The sequence below is a fragment of the Rhodanobacteraceae bacterium genome, assembly GCA_016713135.1.
Lineage (GTDB): Bacteria > Pseudomonadota > Gammaproteobacteria > Xanthomonadales > SZUA-5 > JADKFD01.
The window spans coordinates 290762-312479 of sequence record JADJPR010000004.1; the positions used below are offsets into that span (position 1 = coordinate 290762).

At 69.6% G+C, this 21718-nt stretch carries 17 protein-coding genes; 12 read left to right on the forward strand and 5 right to left on the reverse strand.

Going from position 1 to position 21718, the window contains the following annotated elements:
- The first annotated feature begins 45 nt into the window (after positions 1-45).
- The 10 genes from IPK27_07050 (at position 46) to IPK27_07095 (ending at position 10761) form a co-directional block, all read left to right on the forward strand.
- Entirely contained in the window at positions 46-954 is a 909-nt protein-coding gene (locus IPK27_07050) for a DUF58 domain-containing protein (protein MBK8067377.1), read from the forward strand.
- On the forward strand, positions 951-1412 hold the full coding sequence (locus IPK27_07055) for a DUF4381 domain-containing protein (GenBank protein MBK8067378.1): 462 nt from the start codon (positions 951-953) through the stop codon (positions 1410-1412). Before IPK27_07050 ends, IPK27_07055 begins: the two co-directional genes overlap by 4 nt.
- On the forward strand, positions 1409-2431 hold the full coding sequence (locus IPK27_07060; GenBank protein ID MBK8067379.1) for a VWA domain-containing protein: 1023 nt from the start codon (positions 1409-1411) through the stop codon (positions 2429-2431). The genes IPK27_07055 and IPK27_07060 overlap by 4 nt, the downstream gene beginning before the upstream one ends.
- Positions 2422-4449: a VWA domain-containing protein gene (locus IPK27_07065; protein ID MBK8067380.1), complete on the forward strand. Its 2028-nt coding sequence runs from the start codon at positions 2422-2424 to the stop codon at positions 4447-4449. Before IPK27_07060 ends, IPK27_07065 begins: the two co-directional genes overlap by 10 nt.
- Positions 4446-6263 (forward strand): protein BatD, encoded by a 1818-nt coding sequence (locus IPK27_07070; protein ID MBK8067381.1) that lies wholly within the window; start codon positions 4446-4448, stop codon positions 6261-6263. The genes IPK27_07065 and IPK27_07070 overlap by 4 nt, the downstream gene beginning before the upstream one ends.
- A 268-nt stretch (positions 6264-6531) precedes the next feature.
- The gene (locus IPK27_07075) at positions 6532-7038 is read left to right on the forward strand and encodes a FixH family protein (GenBank protein ID MBK8067382.1); all 507 of its coding nucleotides are present in this window, start codon (positions 6532-6534) and stop codon (positions 7036-7038) included.
- A gap of 113 nt (positions 7039-7151) precedes the next feature.
- A complete protein-coding gene (cadA, locus tag IPK27_07080; protein ID MBK8067383.1) occupies positions 7152-9467 on the forward strand; it encodes a cadmium-translocating P-type ATPase in 2316 nt (771 codons plus the stop codon).
- On the forward strand, positions 9464-9634 hold the full coding sequence (ccoS, locus tag IPK27_07085) for a cbb3-type cytochrome oxidase assembly protein CcoS (GenBank protein MBK8067384.1): 171 nt from the start codon (positions 9464-9466) through the stop codon (positions 9632-9634). Before cadA ends, ccoS begins: the two co-directional genes overlap by 4 nt.
- Positions 9624-10337 (forward strand): sulfite exporter TauE/SafE family protein, encoded by a 714-nt coding sequence (locus IPK27_07090; protein ID MBK8067385.1) that lies wholly within the window; start codon positions 9624-9626, stop codon positions 10335-10337. Before ccoS ends, IPK27_07090 begins: the two co-directional genes overlap by 11 nt.
- Before the next feature lie 10 nt (positions 10338-10347).
- On the forward strand, positions 10348-10761 hold the full coding sequence (locus IPK27_07095) for a DUF3052 family protein (GenBank protein ID MBK8067386.1): 414 nt from the start codon (positions 10348-10350) through the stop codon (positions 10759-10761).
- A gap of 3 nt (positions 10762-10764) precedes the next feature.
- Here IPK27_07095 and IPK27_07100 read toward each other — a convergent pair whose 3' ends face one another.
- From IPK27_07100 to IPK27_07110, 3 genes are all read right to left on the reverse strand, one after another.
- Positions 10765-12381: a hypothetical protein gene (locus IPK27_07100; GenBank protein MBK8067387.1), complete on the reverse strand. Its 1617-nt coding sequence runs from the start codon at positions 12379-12381 to the stop codon at positions 10765-10767.
- 837 nt (positions 12382-13218) lie between these two features.
- Positions 13219-15321: an enoyl-CoA hydratase/isomerase family protein gene (locus IPK27_07105; GenBank protein ID MBK8067388.1), complete on the reverse strand. Its 2103-nt coding sequence runs from the start codon at positions 15319-15321 to the stop codon at positions 13219-13221.
- A gap of 76 nt (positions 15322-15397) precedes the next feature.
- Entirely contained in the window at positions 15398-16072 is a 675-nt protein-coding gene (locus IPK27_07110; GenBank protein MBK8067389.1) for a transcriptional regulator, read from the reverse strand.
- A 95-nt stretch (positions 16073-16167) separates the two neighbouring features.
- Between IPK27_07110 and IPK27_07115 the strand changes: the two genes are divergently transcribed.
- Complete coding sequence (locus IPK27_07115) at positions 16168-17970, forward strand: acyl-CoA dehydrogenase (GenBank protein ID MBK8067390.1); 1803 nt, start codon at positions 16168-16170, stop codon at positions 17968-17970.
- Position 17971: 1 nt separating this feature from the next.
- Here the strand turns inward: IPK27_07115 and IPK27_07120 are convergent, their stop codons facing one another.
- Positions 17972-18673 (reverse strand): DUF3667 domain-containing protein, encoded by a 702-nt coding sequence (locus IPK27_07120; protein ID MBK8067391.1) that lies wholly within the window; start codon positions 18671-18673, stop codon positions 17972-17974.
- A 74-nt stretch (positions 18674-18747) separates the two neighbouring features.
- On the opposite strand from IPK27_07120, the gene IPK27_07125 reads away from it, so the two are divergent.
- The gene (locus tag IPK27_07125) at positions 18748-19722 is read left to right on the forward strand and encodes an NADPH:quinone oxidoreductase family protein (protein ID MBK8067392.1); all 975 of its coding nucleotides are present in this window, start codon (positions 18748-18750) and stop codon (positions 19720-19722) included.
- A 254-nt stretch (positions 19723-19976) separates the two neighbouring features.
- Here the strand turns inward: IPK27_07125 and IPK27_07130 are convergent, their stop codons facing one another.
- Positions 19977-21701, reverse strand: coding sequence for a hypothetical protein (locus tag IPK27_07130; protein ID MBK8067393.1), 1725 nt, complete (start codon positions 21699-21701; stop codon positions 19977-19979).
- Positions 21702-21718: the final 17 nt, after the last annotated feature.

A 21718-nucleotide genomic window follows, 5' to 3' on the forward strand; every position in this document is an offset into this window, starting at 1 on the left:
GCCCACAACCCACAACCCAGAACCCACAACCTTCCTCCCCGAAAGATGTCGAACGCGCCGACCCACGCCATCCACCCCGACCTCCCCACGCTGATCGCCTTGCGCCAGCGGGTGCTGGCGTGGCCGCCGCCGCAGCGGGCCCGCGGGAGTGCGGCGGGGCCGGCGACTTCGCCGCTGCGCGGGCGCGGGATGGACTACGCCGAGTCGCGGCTGTATGTGCCGGGGGACGACGCGCGGCATATCGACTGGCGGGTCACGGCGCGCACGGGCAAGACCCACACCAAGGTGTTCCATGCCGAGCGCGACCGGGTGACCTGGATCGTGGCTGATACCGCGTCCACCCTGTATTTCGGTACGCGCCGTTGCTTCAAGTCGGTGCTCGCGGCGGAAGTCGGCGCGCTGACGGCGTGGGCGGCGCAGCGCAGCGGCGACCGTATCGGCGCGCTGCGCGGCAGTCGCGCCGAGGCCGCGCTGCCGCCGGCGGGCGGCAACCGCGGGGCGCTGCGGGCACTGGACGCGCTGTGCCGCTGGTATCGCTCGCCGCCGGCCGAGGATGCCGGTCTCGACACCGCCCTGCAGACCCTCGCACGCATCAGCAAGCCGGGCTCGCGGGTGCTGGCGCTGATCGATCCGCGCAGCGTCGACGAAGTGGCCGACGCGCGCTTCACCGCGCTCGCGGCGCATCACGATGCGATCGCGGTGCTGCTGACCGATCCGCTGGAACTCGCACCGCCGTCCGCGCAGTTGGCCTTCGCCGGCGCGCTGTCGCGGGTGGAGCTGGACCTGCGCGGCGCGGATGCGCGCAAGCGCTGGGCGCTGGCCTTTGGCGAGCGCTTCGAAGCCGCCAGCCAGCGCCTCGCACGCCTGGGCTGGCGGGTGTTGCCGCTGCGTACCGACGAGTCAGCCGAGCGGGTGTTGACCGCGGTGCTGCCGTTCCGGCGCGAGGCCGCATGAACCCCGAGCTGCAACTGCGCGACATTCACCTGCCGCCGGAGCCCTCGTGGTGGCCGCCGGCGCCGGGCTGGTGGCTGCTGGCGCTGATGGCGGCACTGGCGGTCGGGTATGCCGCGCGCTGGGCGCTGCGTCATTGGCGCGCGCGCCAGCGGCGGCGCGCAATGCAGGCCGAATTCGAACAGGTGCTGCGCCAGGATGATCCGCATGCGCGGCTGGCGGCGCTCTCGGCGCTGCTGCGACGGGCGGCGCGCCTGCGCGATCCCGCCGCGGCGGGCCTGACCGGCGCTGCCTGGCTCAGCTTCCTTGATCAGTCCGCGCCCGGCGAGGCGCCGTTCACCCGCGGCCCCGGCCATTTGCTGGTCGATGGACTGTATCGCAAGGATCTCAACGCTGCCGCGGTCAACGCGCTGCTGGAGCCGGCGCGCCGCTGTTACTGGTACCTGGTGGGCCGGCCATGATCGAATCCCTGGTCGACTGGCAGCTCGCCTGGCCCTGGCTGCTACTGGCGTTGCCGCTGCCATGGCTGGCGGCGAGGCTGTTGCCGCCGGCACCGTCGCAGCTGGATGCGGCACTCAAGGTGCCGTTCGCCGCTGAAGTCGGTGCACTGGCGGGTGGGGCAGGGCGCGATCGGCGCCTGCGCATAGGCCTCGCCACCACGCTGGCCTGGATCCTGTTGTGCGTCGCGGCTGCGCGCCCGCAGCAACTCGGGGAGCCGCTGCAGCCACCGCACAGCGGTCGCAACTTGCTGCTCGCGGTGGACCTGTCCGGCAGCATGGCGGCCGAGGACATGCAGCTCGGCGGGCGGATTGTCGACCGTCTGACTGCGGCCAAGGCAGTGCTCGCGGACTTCCTCGACCGCCGCGAGGGCGATCGCCTGGGCCTGCTGCTCTTTGGACAGCGCGCCTACGCGGTCACGCCGCTGACGCTCGACCGCAACAGCGTGCGCGAACAACTGCTCGACAGCGTGGTCGGCCTCGCCGGCCAGGAGACCGCGATCGGCGATGCCATCGCGCTGGCGGTCAAACGCCTCGGCGAGCGCGACCAGGCGGCGCCGGATGCAGGCGAGCGGGTGCTGATCCTGCTGACCGACGGCGTCAACACGGCCGGCGTGATCGCACCCGACCGCGCCCTGCAACTGGCGCAGTCGGCCGGCATCCGGGTGCATACCATCGGCTTCGGCGGGACCGGCGGCCAGACCTTCATGGGCATGCAGATCCAACGGCCTGCCGAAATCGACGAAGCGACGCTGCGGCGGGTGGCACAGGGCACCGGCGGGCGCTACTTCCGCGCCCGCGATACCGCCGAGCTGGCCGGGATCTATGCCGAGCTGGACCGCATCGAACCCACGGCCGAGCCCGGCGAGGTGCTGCAGCCGCGCATCGAGCGCTACGCGTGGCCCTTGGGTGCGGCGTGGTTGCTGGCGTTGTTCGGCGCAATGGCGCGCCTGGCGGGCCGGGAAGTGCGCGCATGGACCTGAACCTGGCTGAATTCCAGTTCCTGCGCCCATGGTGGCTGGCGGCGCTGCCGCTGCTGCTCCTGCTGCTGTGGGTGTGGCGGCACCGGCGCGCCGAGCCGGGTGCCTGGCAGCGCGCGGTGGATCCGCACCTGTTGCCGCACTTGCTGCAGCGGGTCGAGGTGCGTGGCACGCGCCTGCCATCGGTGCTCGCGATGCTGGTCGGGACCCTTGCGATCATGGCGCTGGCGGGTCCCTCCTGGCGCGTCCAGCCGCAGCCGCTGTGGCAGCGCGAGGCGCCGCTGGTGATCGCGCTCGACCTGTCGGCGGCGATCCGCGCAACCGATCTGAAACCCTCCCGGCTGGCGCAGGCCCGCGCGAAGATCGACCGCCTGCTGGCGCAGCGGAGCGGCGGGCAGGTGGGCCTGCTGGCCTACGCCGGGCATGCGTTCACCGTGGCGCCGATCACGCGTGACGCGCGCACGGTGCAGGCGCTGCTGGACAGCCTGAGCCCGGACGTCATGCCGGTCGAAGGCCAGCGGGTGGACCGGGCCATCGCGCACGCGCTGAAGTTGCTGCGTGCCGCCGACGCCACGCGCGGCGAGATCCTGCTGCTCAGCGATCGTAGCGATGCGGCCGGCGAGCAGGCTGCCGCGCAGGCCCGCGTGGGCGGGTTCCGCGTGTCGGTCATTGGCGTGGGCACGCTGGCCGGTGCGCCGCTCAGCGGTCGCAACGGCTTCATCGTCGGCGCCGACGGCCAGCCGCAGCTGGCGCGGCTGGATCCCGCCAGCCTGGCCGCACTCGCCGCCGCCGGTGGCGGCCGCTATGCGCCATTGAGCGCGGACGACAGCGATCTGGCAGGGCTGGGCGTGCTCGACACCGATGGCGCTCCGATGGCGACCGGCGGCGGCGAGGGGGAAGACAGTGATGCCGCGTCCGCAGGCAACCAGCGCAGCGACGACGGCTACTGGCTGTTGCTGGTCCTGCTCCCGCTGGTCCTGGCCGGATTCCGGCGCGGCTGGCTCGCGCTGCTCCCGCTGACCCTGGTGCTCGCACTGAGCTGCGAACCGCGCGCTGCGTATGCCGACGCCAACACCAACACCAACACCAACACCAACACCAGCTCCTTCTGGGATTCCCTGTGGCGGCGCGCCGACCAGCGCGCGCACGCGGCGCTGCAAGCTGGCGACGCCGCATCCGCCCGCGCCTTGGCGCCGGATGCGGGTCTGCGGGCGGCGGCTGCGTACCGCGAGAAGGACTATGTCGCCGCCGCCGATTCCTGGTCCGGCATCGACAGCGCCGATGCGCACTACAACCGCGGCAACGCCCTGGCCCAGGCGGGCAAACTGAACGAGGCGCTGGACGCCTACGCCGCCGCGCTCGCGCAGTCGCCGGGCATGGAAGACGCGATCGCCAACCGCAAGGCTGTCGAAGACCTGCTGAAACAGCAGCAGTCCCAGCCGCAGAAGTCCGGCCAGCAGGATGGACAGAAGCAGCAAGGCGAGCAGCAGCAAGGCGAGCAGCAGCAAGGCGAGCAGCAGCAAGGCGAGCAGCAGCAAGGCGAGCAGCAGCAAGGCGAGCAGCAGCAAGGCGAGCAGCAGCAGGGCGAACAGAAGCAAGGCGAACGGCAGCAGGGCGAACAGCAGCAAGGCGAACAGCAACAAGGCGAGCAGCAGCAGGGCGAACAGCAGCAGGGCGAGCAGCAGCAAGGCGAGCAGCAGCAGGGCGAGCAGCAGCAGGGCGAGCAGCAGCAGGGCGAGCAGCAGCAAGGTGCGATGCAGTCTGATGACGCCGACCGCCAGGCCGCCGAAGAGGCCGCCCGGCGCGAGATGCAGCAGGCACTGGAAGCGCGCGAGGGCGAGGAAGCGACCGCTGAGGCGGCGCAGGCGGTCGAGCTGACGCCAGAGCAGCGCGCCGAGATGGAAAAGCGCCAGGCCCATGAGCAACTGCTGCGGCGGGTGCCGGACGATCCAGGTGCGCTGCTGCGGCGCAAGTTCGAACTGGAGTACCAGCGCAGGATCAGGGAAGGAGAGGATCGATGAGCGCTTCCGTGGCCCCGGGCCCTTGCGCCAAGTCTGGTTTCGAAGTAGCCCGGAGTACGCGCCTGGCGCGTCCTCCGGGTACTTGCGGCAAGCACCCGGAGAACCGCTGCGCGGTACTCCGGGCTACGCAAGGTCGATCCGGCATTGGCCTGTTTGCGGGTCCGTTTCGGGGCGCGCAATCCGCCTGGCTGGCGTGTTTTTTCTGGCTCCTGCTGGCCGCCACGCAGGCCCACGCCGCAGCGCGTGCCAAGGTGCAGCCGGAGCGCATCAGCCTGGGCAACACCGCGACACTGACCATCGAAACCGATGAGATCAATGTGCAGCCGGACCTGAGTGCGCTGGAAAAGGACTTCGCCATCGGCGGGCAGTCGAGCAGCATGCAGACCAGCTTCGTCAACGGGCAGCGCAGCACCCGCACGACCTACATGGTCGAAATCGAACCCAAGGCGGAGGGCGTGCTGACTGTGCCTGCGATCCGCATCGGCAGTGCGCAGACCGAGCCGCTGGTGTTGACGGTGACGCCCGTGCAGCAGGGCTCTGCGGCCGGCGGCGATCCGCTCTTCATGGAAACCGAGCTGTCGACCACCACGCCCTATGTGCAGCAGGCGGTGACCTACACCGTGCGCTTGTTCTTTGCCATGCAACTCGCCAGTGGAGACATCAACGCCAGCGCGCCACCGAATGCCAGCCTGCAGCAGCTGGGTGAAGACAAGCAGTGGCAGCAGGAAATCAATGGCCGGCGCTACGGTGTGTTCGAGCGGCGTTACCTGCTGATCCCGGAACAGAGCGGGCCGATGGAGCTGCCGGCTGCACGGTTCCGCGGCGCCGCCCAAGTGGGGGGCGGTGGCGGCTTCTTCGGCCGCACACAGAACGTCAGCGCCGCCGGCAAGGTGTACTCCCTGGACGTGCGCCCGCAGCCGGCGACTGCACCGCAGCGCTGGCTCGCCGCGCGCAGCGTGGCCCTGGTGCGCGGCGATCTGCCCGCGTCCGCGCGTGCGGGCGAGCCGGTGCTGGTGGAGCTGACCCTGACTGCGGACGGCGTGCTGGCGAGTCAGCTCTCAGACCTCGAATGGCCGCCGATGGCGAATGCCCAGGTGTTTCCGGAGCCAGCGCAGAAGCAGGACAGCATCGTCGACGGCCAGCCGGTGGCCACGCTGAAGCGCCGCTGCGCCATCGTGCCCTCGCGCGAAGGCAGCCTGGAACTGCCCGAAGTCCGGGTCGGCTACTGGAACGTCGCCAGCGATCGCGCAGACGCTGCGGTCATTCCAGCCAGCGAACTGGACGTCGCACCGGGCGCCACGCTGATGGCGCCAGTGCCGGTTGCACCGTCATTGCCGGTGTCTGCGCCCGTCCCGCTTGCGCCGACTGCTGCGCCGGGCGCCAATGCGCGGCCCTGGCAGTGGGCGACCGCAATCCTGTCGTTGGCCCTCACCCTTGCGCTGGTGTGGGGCTGGCGGCGTGGCCAGCGCAGGCCGGCCGCAGGGATGCCCCGAGCGAAGTCAGCGCAGGTCGACCCGGCCGCTCTGCGCAGTGCGCTGGCCAAGGGCGATCTGTGCGACATCGGCGATGCCCTGCGCCAGTCCTGCGATCCCCCGGCGCTGAACCTCGGCGAGGTGCGGGCACGCCTCGACGACCCGGAGCAACGCGCCGCGCTCGATGCGCTGCAGCGATTGCGTTGGTCCGGGGCCAGCACCGAGGCCCACGCGGATGTCCGCGGCAGGCTGCGTGCGGCGTTCAAGAGCGGCCCGAAATTGCGCAAGGGATCCGAGCGCGGCGAGCGCAGCGTGTTGCCGCCGCTGTATCCGGTGCGTTGAGCCGCGTGGAGCGAGGGCACAAGGGCGTGTCGGGAGGGCACGAGGGCACGAGGGCACGGCAAGACATCGCGCGAGTGCGCACCTCGTGCTCCGGTTGGGAAATGCAAAAACCATCAGCTGCTTGCACCTGGCTTGCGGATGTCGAGCCTTTTCGTGCCCTCGTGCCCTCGTGCCCTCGTGCCCTCGTGCCCCGCCTCTGACCCGCATCAATACCGCAGCGCAACAAAGCGGCGACACTGCGCGTATTAGTCTTGAAGGACGCAATGGCATGGGCGTGGCTGCGGTGGCGATCGATTCGGATGCGGAGAAGAAGGGCGGGTTGCCCTGGCACTGGCTGATCTTCCTGCCGGTGCTGGCGTCGGTGGTGGCTGGGCTGACCACGCTGGCGATTGCCATCAAGTACGGCGACAAGCCGCTGCCGGAGACGGTCACACGCACCGGGCCGGTGCAGTTCGGCGAGCACATCGGAGTGACCCAGGCGCGCGAGCGCGGGATACAGGGTCAGGCGGTGATCGATCCGGTTGCGCATGGCGTGGTCCTCACGCTGGCCGGCAAGGATCTGCCGCAGACCCTGATCTTGCGCCTGTGGCATCCGACCGAAACCTCGCGCGACCTCATGCTGCCGCTGACGCGCGGTGACGACGGCAGCTATCGCGGCGCATGGCCGGAGGGCGCCGCCGGGTTGACGCCGCTACTGACTGCACCGGAACAGGGTTGGGAGCTGCCCGGCAGCGCCGCGTCCGCCGATGGCCTGGCGCTGACTTTCCAGCCCTGATCCAATGGCTGGCTGTTTCCACTGCCGCGAGCCATTGCCGCCCACCGGCGTGCTGACGGTGACCGTCGCCGGCGCGCCAGCAGCAGGTCTGTTGCGCCGGCTGTCGCGCGGCGGTGGAGTGGATCCACGGCCAGGGTCTCGGCGACTTCTACCGTCTGCGCTGCGATGACCTCGGCCCGGGGCGCGCCAGCGCCGCCGACTACAGCGTGTTCGATCGCCCGGCGGTGCTGCGCTACTACGCCGGCGACCCGGTCGACGGGATCTGCGAGATCACCCTGGCGCTGGACGGGCTGCGCTGCGCCGCCTGCACCTGGCTGATCGAGCGCGCGCTGGGCGCTGAAGCAGGCGTACTCAGGGTCAAGGTGCAGGCGCTGACCCAGCGCGTGAGCCTGCGCTGGCGCGTCGCCGAGGTGGCCTTGTCGACCCTCGCCGGACGCCTTGCGGCGCTCGGCTACACCCCGCACCTGGCAGACCCCACCCTGGTGCTCGACCGGATCAAGCGCGAGCGCCGCGACGCACTCAAGCGCATGGTGGTGGCCGGCGTCGGCATGATGCAGGCGATGATGTACGGCGTGGCGCTGTACGCCGGCGCCTTCGAGGGCATGGACCCGACGGTGCGCGACTTCTTCCGCTGGGTGAGCATGGCGGTGGCCGCGCCGGTGGTGTTCTACGCCGGACAGTCCTTCTTTGTCGGCGCCTGGCGCGAGTGGCAGGCGCGCAGGCTGGGCATGGATACGCCGGTCGCGCTGGCGCTGGCGCTGGCCTTCGTCGCCAGCATCTACGAGTCGATGCGCGGCGGCGCCGAGGTCTATTTCGACTCGCTGACCATGTTCGTGTTCTTCCTGCTGCTCGGGCGTTTCGCCGAGCAGAACGTGCGCCATCGCGCGCAGGTCAGCCTCGGCGTGCTGTCGAGCGGGCTGCCGCCGCTGGCGCGCCGGATCGAAGACGGTCGCGAGGTCGAGGTGGCCACGCTGGAGCTCGCGCCGGGCGACACCGTGCGGGTGGCCGCGGGCAGCACGGTGCCGGTCGACGGCACGCTGCTGGAGGCCGCGGGCGAAGTCGACGAGGCGATCCTCTCGGGGGAATCGCGCCCGCTGCCGAAGCAGGTGGGCGACAGTGTGCTCGCCGGCAGCGTTGCGGTGTCGCGGCCGCTGACCCTGCGCGTCGAGCGCACCGGCGCGGCCACGCTGCTGTCCTCGCTGGCGCGCATGGCGGATGGCGCGCAGGCGGAAAAGCCGGCCAGCCTGGCGATGGCCGAGCGCGTCGCGCGGGTGTTCGTCGCGCGCGTGCTGGTGCTGAGCGTGCTCGTCGGACTTTTCTGGACCTGGTATGCGCCGGAGCGCGCCTTCGCGGTGGCGTTGTCGGTGCTGGTGGTGTCCTGCCCCTGCGCGTTGTCGTTGGCGCTGCCCACCGCGCTGGCGGCGGCGAGCCAGGGCCTCGCGCGCCTGGGCGTCATGGTGGTGCGCCCGGCAGCGCTGGAGACCCTGGCGCAGGTGCGCCAGGTGGTATTCGACAAGACCGGCACGCTGACCGACGGGCGCATCCGCGTCGCGGCAGTCGCGCTGGCGCCGGGCGTCTCGCGCGAGCACGCGCTGGCGCTCGCCGCGGCGCTCGAGCGCGAGGCCACCCACCCGATCGCGCGTGCCTTCGCCGGCGCTGGGTCCATGGAAGCCGCGATCAACAGTCGGCGCCAGGTCGCCGGCGAGGGCGTCGAGGCGCGCATCGACGGCCGGCTGCATCGCCTGGGCCGGCCGGCGTTCGCGCTGCCGGGGCGCGCGGCGACACTCGCGGGCGATGTCCTGCTGGCGGTCGAGGGCCAGGAGATTGCCGCCTTTGCGCTGGAAGACCAGTTGCGCGGCGATGCTGCGGCCGCGGTGGCCAGCTTGCAGGGCGCGGGCATCAGCACCGCGCTGCTGAGTGGCGACAGCGCCCCGCGGGTGGCAGCGCTGGCGGCGCGCGTCGGCATCGCTGCCTGGCAGGCGGAACAGTCGCCGCAGGCCAAGATCGATGCGCTGGAAGTCCTGCAGCGACAAGGTCCGGCATTGATGGTCGGCGACGGCGTCAACGACGCGCCGGTGCTCGGCCGCGCTGCGGTGTCCGCGGCGATGGGGCAGGGCGCGGACCTGGCCAAGGCGCACGCGGACCTGATTCTGCTCGGTTCGCGTCTGCGCGTGCTGCCCGACGCTCTGGTCCTGGCGCGGCGCACGATGGCGACGATCCGCCAGAACATCCACTGGTCCTACGCCTACAATGCACTGGCGATTCCCGCCGCCGCCTGCGGCCTGGTGCCGCCCTGGCTGGCGGCGATCGGCATGTCGGCCAGTTCCATCGTCGTGGTGTGGAATTCGATGCGCCTGCTGCGACTGCCGCGGGCGACCGTCGCTCCGACGAACGGCATTGCGGCGGTAGCCCTCACGGAGTCCCGATGAACATCCTGTTGGTGCTGATCCCGCTTTCGCTGCTGCTGGTCGGCGCTGCGCTGTACGCCTTCTTCTGGGCGGTCGACAACGATCAGTTCGAGGATATGGAAACCCCGGCGCTGGACATCCTCGCCGACGACGACCAGCCGGTGGCGCCGCGCGGCCGTGAGCGGTGAGCTGACCCTGTTCGCCGCGCTGCTGCTCGGACTGGCCGGCAGCGGCCATTGCCTGGTGATGTGCGGCGGCATCGCCACCGCCTTTGGTGTCTCGGGCGGCGGTCGTGCGCCTGGCGTGCCGCTGGCCGCCAGTCTCGGACGCATCGGCGGGTATGCCGCGCTCGGCGCGCTGTTCGGCAGCGTGGGGCTGGGTTTCGGCGACTGGCTGCAGCAACCCGCGGGCCTGTGGACCCTGCGCGCGCTGGCCGCACTGGCGCTGGTGTTGATGGGGCTGCAACTCGGCGGCTACGCGCGGATCCTCGACCGCGTGGCCACCATCGGCGCGCCGCTGTGGCGCCGCCTGCAGCCACTCAGCCGGCGCCTGCTGCCGGTCGACTCCATGCCAAAGGCGCTGGCCTTCGGCGCACTGTGGGGTCTGCTGCCCTGCGGCCTGGTCTACGGCATGCTGGCCTTGAGCCTGGGCTTCGCCAGCCCGATTCAGGGCGCGCTGTTCATGGGCGCCTTCGGCCTCGGCACATTGCCGGCATTGCTCGGATTGGGGCTGGCGGCCGGTCATGGCGTGAAGTCGGGGCTCGGCGCGAATGCGAAGCGGATCGTCGGTGCGCTGCTGGTCGGCTTCGGCGTGTTCTTTTTCATCGCACCGTGGGTATTGCCGGAATCCGGCCCGCTGGCGGCGCTGCGACCGCTGCTCGATTGCCACTGAGGGACTGCCGATGGCCGCGACGCCGGGATATTCGGGCACCCCGCTGGCACGCAAGCTGGGCATCGGCGCCGGCACCTGGATCGCGGTGATCGACGCCCCGCCGGATTACCGCGAATGGGTCGATCCCTTGCCGACGGGCGCGCAGGTGGTGAGCTACCCGGATCGGCAGGCGACCATCGTGCACCTTTTTGCGGTCGACCGGGTGGTCCTCGCCGGGCGCCTGGCGGAGTTTCGCGCCGCGTTGCGGCCTGAGGTGGCGATCTGGGTGTCGTGGCCGAAAAAGGCCTCGAAGCAAGCGACCACGATCACCGAGGACGTGATCCGCGAGCATGCGCTGCCGCTGGGTTTCGTCGACATCAAGGTCTGCGCGGTCAGCACAGTCTGGTCCGGGCTCAAGCTGGTCGTGCGCAAGCAACTGCGCTGAGGCTCAAGGCGGCAGCGCCAGCTCGTACACACGCCCGGTCGCGCCGATGATGAAGCCGGCGCGGGTGGCGCCCCCGACCACGAACACGCGGTTGCCGACTGCGCCACCTGCCACACCATGCACCGGGACCGGGAGATCAGGGCCGGCCTGCCACGACGTGGCGCCGGCGGAGTAGATCTCGCTGCTCGGCTCGACGAAGGTGGGGCTGGATCCAAGCACCTCGCCGCCGGTGATCACAATCCGCGCGCCGCTGACCGCGGCGGCGAAACCGCCGCGCGCATGGGCTATCTGGGGTCCGGCGCGCCAGCTGCTGCTGGCCGGGTCCCAGATCGACACCCGCGGCGTTTCCGGCGTCCGTCCAGAGATGACCCAGATCTCGTCGAGGAAGGCCACCACCTGGGAATGATCGCGATTCAACTGGTCGAGCGACCGGATCTGGCGCACGCGCCGGGTGTGCGGGTCGTACTGCTGCAGATTGCCCTCGCCGTCGCCGATATAGGCCTGGCCGTGCAGCACCGCCGCGTGACTGGCGTACATCGACGCGATCTCGGGGCGCGCAGCCCAGGTCTGGGTGGACAGGTCGAAGCGGAACGCGGCCGAACTCTGGTCGCCGCCGCCGTTTTCGGCACCTCCGACCATGTAGATGCCACCGTCGACCGCAAATGCAGCCAGGTGGTCGCGCCCGCCCGGCAGGTCCGGCAGCGCGGTCCACGCGTTCGTGGCCGGGTCGAAGCGGCGCAGCGAGCGCGGCGCGCCGAAGCCGCCGAGTGCGTAAAGCGCATTGCCATCAACCGTGGCAGCCAGCTCCGAGGTGAACGGGGTGGGCTGGCGCGCCTTCTCGACCCACGCGAGGCCGCTGACCGGCGCGGGCATTTGGTCCAGGCAAATGCCGCCGGCCAGCGAGCTCAGGCGCACCGGGTTGCGATTGCCGCTGCCGTAGCCCTCGACAGTGGAGGCGTAGCTGAGCGTGGCCGCGCCGCAACTGGTGAAGTCGATCTCCAGCGTGCCCCAGGGCAGCAGTTGCACCGCGGCCGGATCGAAGCCGCTGCCAAAGCGCGTGCCGCGCGCGATGCGGTTGTCCGCAACGCGCACCCGCGTGCCCTCGCGCACGCCGCTGCCGACGGTCCACGCCTGCTGTCCGTCCGGCGAGTAGGTGAACCAGTAGACGATGTTGCGGCCGTCGGGCAGTTCTTCGACGATCCAGCCCTCGCCGGAGCGTTCGGGCACGTACCAGGCGCCGCTGCGCGAACGCAGGCCGGCTGCGGCGCGCCCGCCGTTCGTCACCAATGCCTTGCCACCGCTGCAGCCGACCTGGTCGATGCTGGACAGGCGCGTGACCGCACGCGATCCGCTGCCCCAGGCGGCCGGGCCGCTCCAGCTCAGGGTGCCCTGCTGGCAATCCTGGAAGCGCAGTTCCAGCGTGCCCCAATTCGTCAGCTGTACCTGGGCCGGATCGAAAGCCGGCCCGAAGCGCCCGCCGACCGGGCGGTAGACTGTCGGGAAGCGGATGACGTCGCCGTCGACCGTGCCGTCCTGCGCGATCAGCCAGGCCTGCTCGCCCGGCTCGCCCGCCGGCGGGTAGGTGAACCAGATCGCCAGCACGCGCCCGTTCGGCAGCATCTGCAGGATCACGCCCTCGCCGCTGCGGTCGGCATTGAACCAGGCGCCGCTCACGGCCGGGGACACCCACCATGCGGGCTCGACCTGGGTGGCCTTCACCGCGCTGCGCGCCATCGGTTCGTGCGGGAGGTTGCAGGCCGGTACGTCGGCGAGTCCCACCGAAAGCATCACGGCAAGGCAGATGGTACGCATCACGCGCCTCCGGCAGCGACCGCGGCAAGAATCGTACGACGCACTTCGTAGGTCAAGAGCCCCGCATCCAGGACGGATCGCCGCCAACTCATACCCGCAGCCGGTGTTGGTTGTCGGCCTTGGCAATAGCGAGTAGCCCGCGCCCCGCGGCTCTCACCGAACATCCGATAACTCATTGATCTGAAGAGCAGTTTGTCCGCAAAGGACGCAAAGGACGCAAAGAAGAGCGGAAACCGCTTTCGCTTCCTTTGCGTTCTTTGCGTCCTTTGCGGACAAGAAAAGTGGCGCGGGTCGCGAAGAAGTTCGATGCGCGAAAAAGCGCACCGCCAGGGGCGACCGGGACTCACCGAACATGCGCCAAGGTGTTGAATTTCATACATTTTCAGCCCGTGCGAAACGACGACCCTGTGATTGAGTACGCAAAGGACGCAAAGGGACGCAAAGGACGCAAAGACAGCAAGTGCCGGGGATACCCCAGCGCTGTATCGCGTTTGATTTCCTTTGCGTCCTTTGCGTCCTTTGCGTCCAAGAACACAGTCCGCGATCTTGCGAGAGTCACGGTTCGATGCGCGAACAAGCGCACCGCCAGGGGCGGCCGGGACTCTCTTCCAACACGAACAACTCAAACCAACCCCAGCCGTTGCGCTACCGCCCGTTCCAGCCGCGACCTTGCGTGGCGCGTTCGAGCAGTAGCGGCGCCGGTTGCCAGGAATCGCGACGCGCACGGTCGATCGCGGCCGACTGGAAAGCGTGCATCGCCGCGACCACTCGCTCCAGCCCGACCTCGGCGGCGTACTGCATCGGTCCGCCACGCCAGCGCGGGAAGCCGTAGCCGGTGAGGTAGACCACGTCGATGTCGCTGGCGCGGCTGGCGTGGCCTTCGGCGAGCAGTGCGGCGCCCTCGTTGACCAGCGCGTAGACCAGGCGTTCGATGATCTCGCGGTCGCTGATCTCGCGGCGCGCGAGGCCGAGCGATTGCGAGTGGGCGATGACCAGTTGGTCCACCAGCGCGCTCGGGTGCGCCTTGCGGTCGCCGGGCAGGTAGTCGTACCAGCCGGCGCCGGTTTTCTGGCCGAAGCGGCCGGTCTCGCACAGCTGGTCGAAGATCGCCGGATAGACCAGCTCCGGCCGTTCGATGGCGCGCCGCTTGCGGATCGCCCAACCGATGTCGTTGCCCGCCAGGTCGCTCATGCGGAAGGGGCCCATGGCGAAGCCGAAGCGCTCCATCGCGGCGTCGATCTGTGCCGGCAGCGCGCCTTCCTCCAGCAGGAAGCCGGCCTGGCGGCTGTATTGCTCGATCATGCGGTTGCCGATGAAGCCGTCGCAGTTGCCGGCGACCACCGCGGTCTTGCCGATGCGCCGGGCCAGCGCCATCGCAGTGGCCAGGACGTCCTTCGCCGTGGCGCTGCCGCGCACCACTTCGAGCAATTTCATGATGTTGGCCGGCGAGAAGAAGTGCAGGCCGACCACATCCTGCGGTCGCGTGGTCACCGCGGCGATGCGGTCGATGTCCAGGGTCGAGGTGTTGCTGGCGAGGATTGCGCCGGTCTTCGCGACCGCATCGAGGCGGCGGAACACCGCGGCCTTGACCTCGAAATCCTCGAACACGGCCTCGATGACGAGGTCGCAGTCGGCCAGGTCTGCGTATTCGAGCGTGGGCGTGAGCAGCGCCAGTCGCTGCGCCAGCGCATCCGCGCTCAGGCTGCCCTTGCGTACGCTGCCCTCGTAGTTCTTGCGGATCGTCGCCAGGCCGCGGTCCAGCGCGTCCTGGCTGGCCTCCAGCAGGGTCACCGGCAGTCCGGCATTGAGCAGGCTCATCGCGATGCCGCCGCCCATCGTGCCGGCGCCGATCACGCCCACCTTGCGCAGCTTGCGGGCAGGCGTGTCCTCGGGCACGTCGGGGATTTTTGCCGCGGCGCGCTCGGCGAAGAAGGCATGCCGCAGCGCCCGCGATTCGGGCGTGGCCAGCAACGCGACAAAGGTCTGGCCCTCGAAAGCCAGGCCCTGGTCGATGGGCTCACGCACCGCGGCCGCGACGCAATCCACGCAGCGTGCCTGCGACGGGAAACCCGGGTGCGTAGCGGCCAGCGCCTGGGCGAGGACGGCGTCGGCGTCGATGCCGCCGGTGTCGACCGCCACGTCGCGCAGCTGCGGTCGCTCGGCGCTCGCCGCGAGCGCCTGCGCCTGGGCGATGGCAGCTTCGAGCGGATCGCCGTCGGTTACCGCCGCCAGCAGCCGTTGGCCGGGCAGGGCGGCCAGTTGCTCGGCCTTGCGCGGCAGTCCCGACACGATCATCTGCAGCGCGGTTTCCAGCCCCACCGCGCGCGGCAGACGCTGGGTGCCGCCGGCCCCCGGCACCAGCCCGATGTTGACCTCCGGCAGCCCGATCTGGGTGCCGCGCTGGGCCACTCGCGCGTGCGCGCCCAACGCCAGCTCGGTGCCGCCACCCATGCACACGCCATGCAGCGCCACCACCACCGGCTTCGGGCTGGCTTCGATCTGCGCGATCAGTTGGTGCAGGTTCGGCTCGGCCAGCATCTTCGGCGAATCGAACTCGCGGATGTCGGCGCCGCCGCAGAACACCTTGCCCGCGCCATGGATGACGATGCCGACGATCTCCGGATCCGCCAGCGCGGCGTCGATCCCGGCGGCCAGTGCCGAGCGTGTGTCATGCCCGAGGCCGTTGACCGGCGGGTTGGCCAGGGTGAGGACGGCGATGCGGGCGGTGCTGCGGGAGTGGGTGGTCATGAGAGGCGGGGCAGGGGTCAGGGGACGTAGTTGGCTGGCATGATGGGCGATACGGCGGCATGGGGCAGGGCGAGCGTCACTCGTTGGTCGGAGCCCCAGGCTCGTCCCCTTGCCCCCCGCCCCTTGCCCCGCTTCCTGCTGCCTCCACCCGCCCCGACAACAGCAACTCCACCGCGACGCCGGCTTCGGCGACGTCCGGGGCCTGGTCGCTGATGACGCGGGCGTAGACGAAGGACTCGCAGACGCGGACGATCAGGTAGGCGAGGGTGTCGAGGCTGAGCGGCGGCTTCCAGCGGCCGGTGGCGGCTTCGTCGGCCAGCAGCGCGCGCACGCGTTCGATGGCGCGGCCCTGGACCGGGCCGAGCTTGCTGGTGAGCAGTTTCAGCGCGTACTCGGGGTCCTGGCGCACGAATTGGCGCAGGGGGCGGAATTCGACCATGGTGCGCACGGCGTAGGCGCAGATCGCGCCGATGCGCGCGGCGCCGTGGCGATCGCCCGCATGCTGCGCGGCCTGCGTCATCAACTTGTCGCACATCGACCACAGGATCTCGGCCAGCAGCAAGTCGCGGCTGCCGACCCAGCGGAAGGCAGTGGCGCGGCCGATGCTAAGGCGCGCGGCGAGCGCGCCGATGTCTACCCGTTCGCCCGCCAGCCAGGTGCGCCTGGCCAGCGCGAACAGGTCCAGCGGCGTGGGCCGGGCCGGCGCCGGTTCGCGCAGTGCACTGGCGAGGCGGGTGGTCGTTCGCGGCATCTCGGATGGCAGTGGAAGGGCGTAGACACATCGTACACTTGACGCACAATGAGTCAAGTCGCAAGAATGACTCATCACTGTCGAGGACCCGCCGCATGAGCCAGAGCCCGCTGATGGACCGCCGCCACCTCGACTTCATGCTGCACGAGGTGCTCGATGTGGGCCGGCTGTCGGCCTACCCGCGTTTCGCCGCGCACAACCGCGAGACCTACGATGCGGCGATCGAGTTGGCGCACCAGATCGCGCTAGAGAAGTTCCTGCCGCACGCGCGCAAATCGGACCTCAACGAGCCGAAGATGGTCGACGGCAAAGTCGAGCTGATCCCCGAGATCGGCGAGGGCGTGGCGGCCTACAACGAGGCCGGTTTCTGCGCCGCGCTGGCGGACTTCGATGCCGGCGGCATGCAGCTGCCCTTCGTGGTGGCGCAGGCCTGCGACGCGATGTTCTCGGCAGCCAACGCCGGCACCATCGCCTATCCGGCGCTCGCGCGCGCGGCGGCCAATCTGCTCGCGGTTTACGGCACCGAGCGCCAGCGGCGCCTGTACGAGCGCCCGATCGTCGAAGGGCGCTACTTCGGCACCATGTGCCTGTCCGAGCCCCAGGCGGGCTCGTCGCTATCCGACATCAAGACCCGCGCGACGCCGCAGCCGGATGGCAGCTACCGCATCAGCGGGGCGAAGATGTGGATCTCGGCCGGCGACCACGAGCTCGGCGAGAACATCGTCCACCTGCTGCTGGCGAAGATCGATGGCGCGCCCGCCGGTGTGCGCGGAATCAGCCTGTTCATCGTGCCGCGCTGGCGGGTCAACGAGGACGGCAGCCGCGGCGCGCGCAACGACGTCGCGCTGGCGGGCCTGAATCACAAGATGGGCCAGCGCGGCAGCGTCAACACCTTCCTCAAGTTCGGCGAGCAGGGCGACTGTTACGCCGAACTGGTGGGCGAGCCGCACCACGGCCTCGGCTACATGTTCCACATGATGAACGAGGAGCGCATCGGCGTCGGCATGGGCGCGGTGCAGCAGGGCTCGGTGGGCTACCAGTACTCGCTGAAGTACGCCCGCGAGCGCCGCCAGGGCCGCCATCCGGACCAGAAGGACCCGAGCTCGCCACCGGTTGCGCTGATCGAACACGCCGATGTGCGGCGCATGCTGCTGCAGCAGAAATGCTATGTCGAAGGCGCGCAGCTGCTCGGTTTCCACGCCTCGATGCTGGTCGACCGCGCGCACGATCCGGACGAGGCGGTGCGCCGCGACAGCCATCTGCTGCTGGAGCTGCTGACGCCGATCATCAAGGCCTGGGGCTCGGATTACGCGCTGAAGGCCAACGAACTGGCGATCCAGATCCTCGGCGGCTACGGCTACACCCGCGACTACCCGGTGGAGCAGTGCTATCGCGACAACCGGATCAACCCGATCCACGAAGGCACCAACGGCATCCAGGCGCTCGATCTGCTCGGGCGCAAGGCGATGCAGCAGGGCGGCGCTGCGCTCAAACTGCTGCTGGCGGAGATCGGCCGGCTGTGCCACCAGGCCGGCAACCACGCGGAACTGCGCGGACTGGCGCAGCAGCTCGGCGGGCTGGCGGGGCTCACCGCGAATGTCACACGCGAGGCCGGCGCGCGCATGGCTGCGGGGGATGTGCGCCTGGTGCTGGCGAACGCCGCGCACTACATGACCCTGGCCGGGCACCTCGTCATCGGCTGGATGTGGCTGTGGCAGGCCGATGTCGCACTGCGCGCGCTGGCGAAGGCCAGCGAGTCGGACCGCGATTTCTACCGCGGCAAGCTGCAGGCCTGCCGCTACTTCTTTGCAACCGAGTTGCCGATCGCCGAGCACGCCGCGCGGCTGGTGCAGCAGGCCGAGCCGAGCGCCTATGCGATGCAGGATGCGTGGTTCTGAATCAGGTTCCGGCGTACTTCAGCAGGGTCAGCGCGATGAGCAATGCGATCATCAGCACCAGCAGCGAAAAGCCGGCGAGCAGGGCAGCCATCAACGCCCGCCACAATCGCTCGCCTTCGGGGCGGAAGTAGCCATGAGCGGCCTGGGCCACGGGCGCGAAGACGCCGATGACCATGAACCAGATCGGCATCGGGAGCCCGGCGCCCAGCAATACGGTCAGCAGGAGCGCGATCAGGATGGCCAGTGGCAGGACGTACAGCCCGAAGACGAAGGCCTCCGCGTAGTTCAGCGCATGACGCCGGTACATCGATTGAATCCCGGCGGCCACCGCAGGTACCCAACATGCGAGCAGGATCAGGTCAAAGTGGCCGATGAACGCGTCCAGCGCAAGCTTGAACGCACCACCGCTTGGCTGTTCGGATTCGGCGTCCGCAAGTTCGAAACCCTGGCGGAATCCCTGACCGAAATCGGTCAGGACCATGATCGCAGCCGCGAAGGCGAGGCAGATCAGGACCAGGCGAAACGGCCGGGTCAGGCGCGCGTCGCGCAGTTCGACATAGCGCCTGATGGTCGGGCCAGGTCGCCGCAAAAGTTGCCACAGCGTGTAGGGCACGCCACGATCGAGGCTGAAAAGTTCGCTGGCCACGTCGTCGAAGAAAGCCCGCGCCGACAACCGTGGCACCGCCGGTTCGCTGTTCGCCATCGGGGCCGGGTCCCTTGGAGTCGTCGCCTCAGGGATCGCAGTGTTACACCATGTGTCATGACAGGAGCAATGGGATGAAAGCCATCGTCTGCGAACAGTGGGGTGGACCGGATACCCTGGTCCTGAAGGAGATCGCGACACCCGAGCCTGGCCCCGGGCAGATCCGCATCCGCGTGGCGGCTGCCGGCGTGAACTTCCCCGACGTGCTGATCATCCAGAAGAAGTACCAGATGCAGCCGCCGCTGCCGTTCACGCCGGGCGCCGAGATCGCCGGGACGGTGACCGCAGTGGGCGCGGAGGTGCAGGGCTTCGCACCCGGCATGGCGGTGGCGGGATTGTGCGGGATCGGCGGCTTTGCCGAGGAATGCGTGGTCGATGCCGCCCAGTGCATGCCATTGCCGCCCGGCGTGCCGATGACCCTCGCCGCCAGTCTGCTGCTGGCCTACGGGACGAGTTGGCACGCGCTGCGCGACCGCGCCGCGCTGCAGCCAGGCGAAACCCTGCTGGTGCTCGGCGCGGCCGGCGGCGTCGGCCTGGCGGCGGTCGAGATCGGCAAGGCCATCGGCGCGCGGGTGATCGCCGCGGCCAGCAGCGGCGACAAGCTCGAGGTCTGCGCGCAGCATGGCGCCGACGACTTGATCGACTACAGCACCCAGGACATCCGCAACGAAATCAAGCGCCTGGTCGGCAGCCGTGGCGTCGACGTGGTGTTCGACCCGGTCGGCGGTGCACACACCGAAGCCGCGTTCCGCTCGATCGCCTGGCGTGGCCGCCACCTGGTGATCGGCTTCGCCAGCGGCGAGGTACCGTCGTTGCCACTCAACCTGCCGTTGCTCAAGGGCGCGTCGCTGGTTGGCGTGTTCTGGGGCGAGTTCGCCAAGCGCGAGCCGAAGGCGAACGCCCAGGGCGTGGGCGAACTCCTCCGATGGATCGCCCAGGGCGCACTCAATCCATTGATCTCGCGCGAATACTCGCTTGCGGATGCGCCGCAAGCCCTGGCTGACATGGCCGCGCGCCGGGTGGTAGGGAAGGTGGTGGTGGTGCCCTGAAGCACTTGGTTGCTGGTGTCGGTTATTGGCGGCAAAGGCACGGCGTGTCGAGAGTCTGCGGCTCTTGAAATGGACGCCTCGAACGAGGGGCCGTCGGGCCGAGACGCCTATGCTCTGATCCCGAGCCCAAAGCCCAGACGCGTAGGCCCGCGCGTAATCTCCCGGCAATACAGCGCCGGAGAGCCGCTCCGCGGCCCTCCGGCCCAAGCGACCCAGGCACAGCCGCGGCCTTTCGGCAATGCGGGCCGCGGGCCTTAGTTCGCTGCCGTCTTTCCGGGGTGCAAGGGCATCTCCGCCTCGTGGAAGCCATGGCAATCGATGCAGGTGCTGCCCAGCAGGTGCTTGGCCTTTTCTCCACCATGGCAATCGCGGCATGCGAACGGCGGCTCCGTGGTATGCGTGCCAGCAATTCCGATCAGCGGGATCAGAAGGTCGGCGCTGCTCTGGGAGCGTTCGGCAATATGGCAATCGGAGCACGCCATCGTGGTGTGCTTGGCGTGGGTGAAACTGGCCTTCTCGTACCACATGCCGGCCACCCGGACAGGCGCGACGACCCACCCGCCCTGGGTCGCTGCGGGATCCTTGGTGACGGTGTGGCAGACACCGCAGACCCGGCTGCCGAACAGGCTGTCGGTTGTTTGCTGCGCACGTTGGCGCGCCCAATCGAGCGCAATGCGCTGTTCTTCGGCAGTGGCGGGTTGCTGACCCGGGCGACGACGAGTGCGGACCTGGACCGGTGCGGATTCATCCTCGTACCCGCCCTCGAGCGCGACCTTCGAATAGACCTCGGAAAGCATGTACTGAACTTCCGCGACGTCGCCGTGGACGACCTCGCGATCGGGCATCTTCACGTCGAAGTCGAGCACGTGACAGGACTGGCAGTGTTGCTCGAAATTGATCGGCGCGATCAGCGCACCACCGGGCTCGGGGACGTGGCAGGACGCGCAGTCGAGAATCCGCGTTCCGTCGCGAGTCTTGAGCCCCTTGGGGTCGAGGTGTTTGGCGTGCGGAAACTTGAGCCCGGACTGCTCGGTCAGCGGGGAGGTGTCCATGCTGACGCGCTTGGGGGTGAACTTGCCCTGCGCATCCCAGGCGGGCAGCAGGACCTTGAACTGCGGGTGGTCGGTGCCGAAGTCGCCGACATCGGCGAGTTGCGTATCGCCATGCACGCGCTCGCTCAGGTTGCGATGGCAGTCGCTGCAGAGTTCCTGGTCCGCGCGCACCAGGCCGGTGTCGCCGTTGTGGTCGCGGTGGCAATGCGCGCAGCGCGCCTCCGCGATGTCCGGCAATGGATACTTGACCGGATCCGCGTGCGCCTTGGTGTTGGCATGGCAGACGATGCATTTGTCGTCCTGGACCACGCTGAACGGCTCGCCGTGGCAGCTCTGGCAGTCGTTCGCCATGGTGTGGTGGGCCGAGGCCAGGGAGCCTGAGTCCCAGATGTTCAGACCGAGTCCCGGCGCGTCCTTGGTCAGCGAACGGAAGGTGGGGACGAAGTGCGCCACCACCGGGATCGCCAGCCCGAAGGTGAGCGTGAGCAGCAGCAGCGCCCACGACCAGCGGCGTTTGCTGAGTCCGGTCTCGGCCAGGCTCTGCGGCAGTGCCTCGGACTGCTCGCGCGCCGCGACTTCTGCCTTGTCGACCAGGCCGACCTCGACCGCCGCCTCGAAATCCGCGGGTGGATCGACCAGTGTGATGCGTACGTTGCCGATCTCGATGCTGTTGCCGGCCGTGGCGATGGTGTTCTGTTCGAAGCGGCCATCCATCCGCAGGCCGGCAGCGACCAGTGATTCGACGCGATAGCGCCCGCCGCCGAGGGCGATGACCCGTGCATGCTCGAGCGCAGCGCGCAGATCGTTGATGAAAATCGCCTGATTCGCCGCACGGCCGATCGTCAGCGTTTCGCCGAAGTGGATCTCTTCCTCGTACTGGACGCTGCCCTTGCCCTTCTTGACGATGCGGCGGATGAACCATTTCATGGCGCGCGGCCTCCCTT

Bases quoted from the DNA above. Each gene is read 5' to 3' on its own strand.
- IPK27_07050 (MBK8067377.1), top strand. From the start codon at position 46: ATGTCGAACGCGCCGACCCACGCCATCCACCCCGACCTCCCCACGCTG.
- IPK27_07055 (MBK8067378.1), top strand. From the start codon at position 951: ATGAACCCCGAGCTGCAACTGCGCGACATTCACCTGCCGCCGGAGCCC.
- IPK27_07060 (MBK8067379.1), top strand. From the start codon at position 1,409: ATGATCGAATCCCTGGTCGACTGGCAGCTCGCCTGGCCCTGGCTGCTA.
- IPK27_07065 (MBK8067380.1), top strand. From the start codon at position 2,422: ATGGACCTGAACCTGGCTGAATTCCAGTTCCTGCGCCCATGGTGGCTG.
- IPK27_07070 (MBK8067381.1), top strand. From the start codon at position 4,446: ATGAGCGCTTCCGTGGCCCCGGGCCCTTGCGCCAAGTCTGGTTTCGAA.
- IPK27_07075 (MBK8067382.1), top strand. From the start codon at position 6,532: ATGGGCGTGGCTGCGGTGGCGATCGATTCGGATGCGGAGAAGAAGGGC.
- ccoS (MBK8067384.1), top strand. From the start codon at position 9,464: ATGAACATCCTGTTGGTGCTGATCCCGCTTTCGCTGCTGCTGGTCGGC.
- IPK27_07095 (MBK8067386.1), top strand. From the start codon at position 10,348: ATGGCCGCGACGCCGGGATATTCGGGCACCCCGCTGGCACGCAAGCTG.
- IPK27_07100 (MBK8067387.1), bottom strand. From the start codon at position 12,381: ATGCTGCCGAACGGGCGCGTGCTGGCGATCTGGTTCACCTACCCGCCG.
- IPK27_07105 (MBK8067388.1), bottom strand. From the start codon at position 15,321: ATGACCACCCACTCCCGCAGCACCGCCCGCATCGCCGTCCTCACCCTG.
- IPK27_07110 (MBK8067389.1), bottom strand. From the start codon at position 16,072: ATGCCGCGAACGACCACCCGCCTCGCCAGTGCACTGCGCGAACCGGCG.
- IPK27_07115 (MBK8067390.1), top strand. From the start codon at position 16,168: ATGAGCCAGAGCCCGCTGATGGACCGCCGCCACCTCGACTTCATGCTG.
- IPK27_07120 (MBK8067391.1), bottom strand. From the start codon at position 18,673: ATGGCGAACAGCGAACCGGCGGTGCCACGGTTGTCGGCGCGGGCTTTC.
- IPK27_07125 (MBK8067392.1), top strand. From the start codon at position 18,748: ATGAAAGCCATCGTCTGCGAACAGTGGGGTGGACCGGATACCCTGGTC.
- IPK27_07130 (MBK8067393.1), bottom strand. From the start codon at position 21,701: ATGAAATGGTTCATCCGCCGCATCGTCAAGAAGGGCAAGGGCAGCGTC.